Here is a 6,259-nt window from a genome sequence, read left to right as displayed (position 1 = left end):
TTCTGGCTCAGATGAGAATGATGTGTTATCGGAATTAACTGAGACATTAAAAAACCATAAATTAATTGATTAATGACTTGCACATTGAAAATTGAATAAGTAACAAAAATAGAGGATGATTCCAAAGTTTATGTTAATGACTTTTATGGATGAAAGAGCTTTGTAATAAATGTGAATTGGACGATATTTAATGATGAAATCTGTTTTTTAATAATACTATTATGTTTTTTTTATAATTAAGAGACTGAAAATTATACCTATTCAATCATATTGGTATTCACCTACTTAAAGGAGGATTTATTATGTCGATAAACGTATTATCTTTAAAAGCTTACAATTTTTATATAAATGGGGAGTGGAGAGAAAGTAAGTCTGGTGAAACTATTAAAATCACTTCACCTTATCTTTATGAAGTTATTGGAAAAGTACAGGCGGTTACGATAGAAGAGATAGATAAGGCAATTAATTTTGCTCATGAGGCACAAAAAATTTGGGCAGAAACTTCCCTTCAAAAACGAGCAAAGTTTTTGTATAAATGGGCAGATGAATTAGTGAACATGCAAGATGAAATTGCTGAAATCATTATGAAAGAAGTAGGAAAAAGTTTGAAAGATGCAAAGAATGAAGTCGTACGTACTGCGGATTTCATTCGTTATACGGTCGAAGAAGCAATGCATATGCATGGTGAAAGTATGAAGGGAGATAGCTTCCCAGGCGGATCTAAATCTAAGATTGCTATTGTTGAACGTGTTCCACTAGGCGTAATACTAGCAATCCCTCCGTTTAACTATCCCGTAAATTTAGCTGCTGCTAAATTAGCACCGGCACTCATTTCAGGTAATGCAGTTATCTTTAAACCAGCTACACAAGGAGCTATTAGTGGTATTAAAATGATTGAGGCTCTTCACAAAGCAAACTTTCCAAAAGGTCTTGTCAATATCGTGACAGGTCGTGGTTCTGTCATTGGTGATTACTTAGTTGAGCATAAAGGTATTAATATGATCTCCTTTACAGGCGGGACAAATACTGGCATTAGTTTAGCGAAAAAAGCAGGAATGATTCCACTTGTACTTGAGCTTGGCGGGAAAGACCCTGGTATTGTGCGTGAAGACGCTGATTTACACGAGGCGGCGAAACATATTATCAGCGGTGCGTTTTCTTATTCCGGTCAACGTTGCACAGCTATTAAACGTGTATTAGTGCATGAAAGTGTAGCAGACGAGCTAGTATCCATTTTAAAAGAAGAAATCGAAAAATTAGCTGTAGGTTCTCCGGAAGAAGGCAACACAGTTGTCCCGTTAATTGATGATCAATCCGCTGACTTTGTTCAAGGATTAATTGAGGATGCCATTGAAAAAGGTGCAACTCTTGTAACAGGAAATAAGCGTGAACGCAATTTAATTTACCCTACTCTTCTTGATCATGTGACAGAAGACATGGCCGTAGCTTGGGAGGAACCGTTCGGACCTGTGCTGCCAATAATCCGTGTATCCTCTGATGAAGAAGCGATCAATATTGCGAATGAATCTGAATTTGGTTTACAGGCAAGTGTCTTTACCAAAGATATTAATAAAGCATTTGCGATTGCGAATAAAATTGAAACAGGCTCAGTTCAAATAAACGGACGTACCGAACGCGGTCCTGATCACTTCCCGTTTATTGGTGTAAAAGGATCCGGTATGGGAGCGCAAGGTATCCGTAAGAGTATTGAATCGATGACGCGTGAAAAAGTAACTGTATTAAACCTTGCTGAGTAATCTCAAAAGTAATTTTATTCTCTCAAAAGAGGGGTCCCAATTAGTAACGGGTTCCGTTACCTATCGCAAACATTAAAAATGTAATGTAAAAAGACCTACAAATTGTATGCCGATTTGTAGGTCTTTTTTGTTTGATATGGAGGGATTTTGGTTATAATTTTTAGTGAATTTATAGTACAATTTGTAAATGAAAATGTAGGGGTACAATAGCCAGTGTACCCCTACAAATTGCACTACATTTTTGCATACAAATTGGTATACAGAAATTTACCAAATAGTAGGAGATGTATTGATATGAAAATTAAGCCAAAATACCCCAATGCCGAGGATGTAACACTAAGGTTATCGTTTCAGTCACGAAAAATTTTAGAACATTACTCAGACTATACAGGCTTAACTCCTGCTCAAATAATTGAAGAAACATTGCCACATTTACTAAAAGATGATGACTTTATAAAATTTGTAGAAAGTAAACGGAGTAATAAAAGATTAAAACGTGAATTGGGGTTAAGTGATGACTAAAATAAAACGGTTGGCGACCACAACCGACCTTATATGCCGTATTGACCCAAACATCACATCAAAAGAATTGAAACAGCGGGAGGAAGATTATGACACCCTTTCCGATAAAAAAATGAAAACAACATATATTAATTACACCTTTCGCCCAGTCCACTTATATTGGAAAGGGAAAACATATGAGATTCAACTGAATTATTGTTCTGACCCGTTTTGCAAAAATTTTAATCAACTGCAGATAAACTACAGTGTAGGAAAAGCCAAAAGATATAAATTTACAGGAAAAGATGACAGTCGAGCCATTAATTGTGTTCCTGACACAACAGATAATGGTATACCAACTTTGGGAAGTTACACGAAGACCTTTTCCAATTGGTCTTTGGCAACTGAAATAGAACGCCTAATTCAGATTAATTCAATTGTCCCCCTAGAACCTGATTACGAATTCCATAAAGATGGCTGTTTAAACAACGATACTTTTTTTGATAACCCAAAGGCTTTTTATAAACGAGGGAAAGCCAGTTCCAATGCTCAAGTTGTTCAATGTAAATCGTGCGGAAAATACACGAATCTCTTACCGAACAAGTCACAATCAACTACCTACGCTCAAAAGAGAAATGATATTTTGCCTTCATTTGCCGAACATTTGATTAATCGGGTTCCAGTTTCAAGCACTTGTAAAATCTTAGGGATTGGAAGAAGCACATATTACAGTAAATTAGAATGGCTATACCGATGTTGTTTGGAGTTTCTAGAAACACACGAAACAAAACAATTTGCCAAGATGACATTTCCCCGTATCTGGTTAAATACAGATATGATGATGTATTACCTAAATAATGTTCGAAAGAAAGGGGAGCCAAGGACAAAAGGCACTGTCTCGGAAAAACAACTGCCTACCCAAATTGTGGTTTCTACTGATTCACAATCCCGTTATGTGTTCCGAGCCGATGTAGCTTATGATTGGGACATTGATTTCAAACAATTGGAACAGGACACGGAAACCTATAAAGACGACCATTTGCCTGTGGAACTTAGAAAGAATGCTAAATATACCAAGTATTCCTACTATCCAATGGAGCCGACTCCAAATGATACTCAGAGCCAAAACGAATACTACCTTGAGATGAAGGAACTACAACTAAGGGGCAAGTATGTGGATGGATTACACGTTAATCATACCTATACTGTGATAGCTCAAATGTTCCTTATCAAAGATATGGTAAAAACGGACAAGTGGCGTGTGGTCAGCGATGACGATATGGTACTGAAGTCTGCGATAAAAAAGGCTTTTTCGGATGAGATTCAGCAGGGCAAATTGCATCATTTTGTAAATACATTTGATAAAACTCTTTCAAGGGAAGCTGCGTTTCAGGAATATATTGATTCAAATAAGTACCTACGAAGCTGGGCAGAGGACAATTTCTTATCGGAACAATCTGACTATGAAGTAGCCGTGGAGTATTTGAAACGAATACTAGCCGTACACAAGTTTTATGAAACTCACGTTGCACCAGACGGAACCTATTATAACGTCCATAAACCAAATAAGATTGACCATCCTATTGCGATGGCAGACCGTGGGAGCCGTTATATTGATGTTCTTACCGATACCTCAAAGTTATCAAATGAGCATTTAGCAAGACTTATTGTAAGAGCGAATGACAATGCGGTGAATGCTTTTTTACAGGAAATTAGGCGTAGCCTATCCATATTGGAACGCCCATTGGTGACTTAAAGGGGTGATGGAAAATCGTATATTTACAGCAATTTCAATCCTAAGTATGCTCAAATGGCAATCACCATTTTACGAACCTACTACAACTTTTGTCAGCCTTTTAAAGCCTACGGAGATGAACTGACACCTGCTCAAAGAATCGGAATCGCAGATAAAGTGTATAGTTGGAGAGATATTATTTACAAACGGTAGTATGTTTGCTTATTAAACTAAACAAGTGCGATTCTTCAAAACGAAGGTTCGCACCTCCATATTGGGGTAACGGGTTAGTTGAAGAAGAAATGGTACAATAAAAGGAAGAAAATCCTTGGAGGCTAAAATGTTTAATAAATTTTGTTCGGCATTTGATGTGGAATACAAAGATTTAAATAGTGACTTAAATGTAAGTTACCAATCAATATTGAAACAGTCTTTAGGTGCAGTGGAATTTATGACAAAGTTTCAAGGTAAAACTTTTAAAAACGGTCTTTATAGAGTACATAACCTAAATCAACTAGATAAATGGAATGACATCATAACTGAAGCATTTCTTTACTTTAAAAATAAAATTTTTTGCTTCTCATACGATTGGCTTGGAAGACAATTTGCATTAGATTTCACAAGGGTTTCTGAAGGAGAACCTATGATATTGATGTTCGAACCTGGTACTGGGGATGCACTCGAAATTCCTTCTACCTTCCTCTCTTTTCACGAAGATGAACTTACTGAGTTTCAAGATGCAGCATTAGCAGTGGAGTTCTTTAATGAATGGAAGAAGGAGAATGCCGAGCCACTAGACCATAATAAATGTGTTGGATATAAGGTACCTTTATTTTTAGGTGGCGAAGATGAAATAAGTAACTTAGAAATATCTGATATGGAGGTTTATTGGGGCATAATTGGTCAGTTGAAGAAACAATTATTTTAACAACCAATGCCTATTAAACACTAGTAACGGGGCGTTAGTTGAAGTAGCTATTAGAAATGGATATAAGAAACGGCTCAGTATAGTGAACTGAGCCGTTTTTTTACTACAAAAACAGATACAAAACACGGGACAAAATTGGTTACATTTTCAGTTGTATTTTCAAGTTTTGCGATAGGAAACGGAACCCGTTACCCAATTAGTCCCCTCTTTGTTACATTTCCTTTTAAAGATACTGAAGCATTGACATAATTTCACTTAGGGTAACGAAGTTCTGAAGAAAAACAAGACACAGACAACCAAGGCCATCCCAATCATTTATAAAGGCAATTTTAACACAATTAATTTTAGTTTAGTTAGTCATGGACTTCTCATTACATTGTAGACTAGCCACACCTTAGAAGTAGGATTCTCTTATTGTGTTTTTTTGTAGTTAGTTCGTAATTAGTATACCTAATTTAATACCTTACTACTTAAAAGGGTGGTACAAATTTTTATAAAAAAACAAAATATCAAATGTTATAATTGTTATAATTTTTTCTGCAATGTATTTAATACACTAGTCCAAGTAATACTGCAATAGGATATTTCTTATCGCAACATGGCTTGAATTATGATAAGCGGAAATTAAATGTGTACTACATCGAGGGAAAATGCCGAAGGCGGATGTTGAATTTGCAGGTACCCCTTATTGGAGCAAATCTACAGTCGAATCGTTTCGCGAACAGGAGAAGGTACGATTGATATGTACGAAGAGTCTATACGGATGCCTTTTCTCATCCGGTACCCGAGAGAGATTAAACCGGGTTCTCTGACAGAAGCGATGGCGCTGAACGTGGATTTTGCCGGAGTCAGGATTCCTAAAGACATGCAGGGCCGGAGCTTGCGGCTGTTATTCAACGGAACAATTCCCATGGGTTGGCGAACGTCTGTGTATTACCGGTATTGGATGCATCTTGATAAATACCATAACGTTTAATCCCATTATGGTATTCGAACGCATCGCTACAAGCTAATCTATTATTACGCCCAAGCATTAGGCACATCGGGGTCAAAAGAGAAACAAGACCTCCTGAATGGGAATTGTTTGACCTAAAAAATGATCCCTATGAAATCAAAAATCTTTATACAAACCCGGAATATTCAAACATTGTAACACTATTAAAAGCGGAAATGAAGAGATTGCAGCAAGAATTACTCGATGAACCGGTTTATGAAACATAAATCCACAACTTAATTTGGAGTCAGTTTTTACAATCTAGTATCCTTAATTATCTAGCCACTCGGCTAGTTTTTTTTATTTTGTGGGTGTGGTAATTATACAAGCTACTCTAGGAATAG

At 36.6% G+C, this 6,259-nt stretch carries 6 protein-coding genes; all 6 read left to right on the top strand.

Features of this window, described 5'->3' with window-relative positions:
• Positions 1-302: 302 nt before the first annotated feature.
• The 6 genes from J7E67_RS28000 to J7E67_RS31650 all read left to right on the top strand — a co-directional run bounded on the left by J7E67_RS28000 (position 303) and on the right by J7E67_RS31650 (position 6,142).
• A complete protein-coding gene (locus J7E67_RS28000) occupies positions 303-1,757 on the top strand; it encodes an NADP-dependent glyceraldehyde-3-phosphate dehydrogenase (RefSeq protein ID WP_214733261.1) in 1,455 nt (484 codons plus the stop codon).
• 294 nt (positions 1,758-2,051) lie between these two features.
• Positions 2,052-2,279, top strand: coding sequence for a hypothetical protein (locus J7E67_RS27995; RefSeq protein ID WP_214733260.1), 228 nt, complete (start codon positions 2,052-2,054; stop codon positions 2,277-2,279).
• A complete protein-coding gene (locus tag J7E67_RS27990; RefSeq protein ID WP_214733259.1) occupies positions 2,272-4,014 on the top strand; it encodes an insertion element protein in 1,743 nt (580 codons plus the stop codon). Before J7E67_RS27995 ends, J7E67_RS27990 begins: the two co-directional genes overlap by 8 nt.
• 319 nt (positions 4,015-4,333) lie before the next feature.
• The gene (locus tag J7E67_RS27985) at positions 4,334-4,921 is read left to right on the top strand and encodes a T6SS immunity protein Tdi1 domain-containing protein (RefSeq protein WP_214733258.1); all 588 of its coding nucleotides are present in this window, start codon (positions 4,334-4,336) and stop codon (positions 4,919-4,921) included.
• Between the two features lie 742 nt (positions 4,922-5,663).
• Entirely contained in the window at positions 5,664-5,897 is a 234-nt protein-coding gene (locus J7E67_RS32465) for a sulfatase/phosphatase domain-containing protein (protein ID WP_374223947.1), read from the top strand.
• 104 nt (positions 5,898-6,001) lie between these two features.
• Positions 6,002-6,142, top strand: a complete 141-nt coding sequence (locus J7E67_RS31650; protein ID WP_251027055.1) for a sulfatase/phosphatase domain-containing protein — start codon at positions 6,002-6,004, stop codon at positions 6,140-6,142.
• Positions 6,143-6,259: the final 117 nt, after the last annotated feature.

This window comes from Bacillus sp. ISL-46 (genome assembly GCF_018613205.1).
Note: the sequence above shows the minus strand (reverse complement) of the source record. Positions and strands in the feature narration are given on the sequence as shown.

What these genes read in the sequence shown, in the direction of transcription:
- J7E67_RS28000 (WP_214733261.1), top strand. Translation starts at nt 303, where the DNA reads ATGTCGATAAACGTATTATCTTTAAAAGCTTACAATTTTTATATAAAT.
- J7E67_RS27995 (WP_214733260.1), top strand. Translation starts at nt 2,052, where the DNA reads ATGAAAATTAAGCCAAAATACCCCAATGCCGAGGATGTAACACTAAGG.
- J7E67_RS27990 (WP_214733259.1), top strand. Translation starts at nt 2,272, where the DNA reads ATGACTAAAATAAAACGGTTGGCGACCACAACCGACCTTATATGCCGT.
- J7E67_RS27985 (WP_214733258.1), top strand. Translation starts at nt 4,334, where the DNA reads ATGTTTAATAAATTTTGTTCGGCATTTGATGTGGAATACAAAGATTTA.
- J7E67_RS32465 (WP_374223947.1), top strand. Translation starts at nt 5,664, where the DNA reads ATGTACGAAGAGTCTATACGGATGCCTTTTCTCATCCGGTACCCGAGA.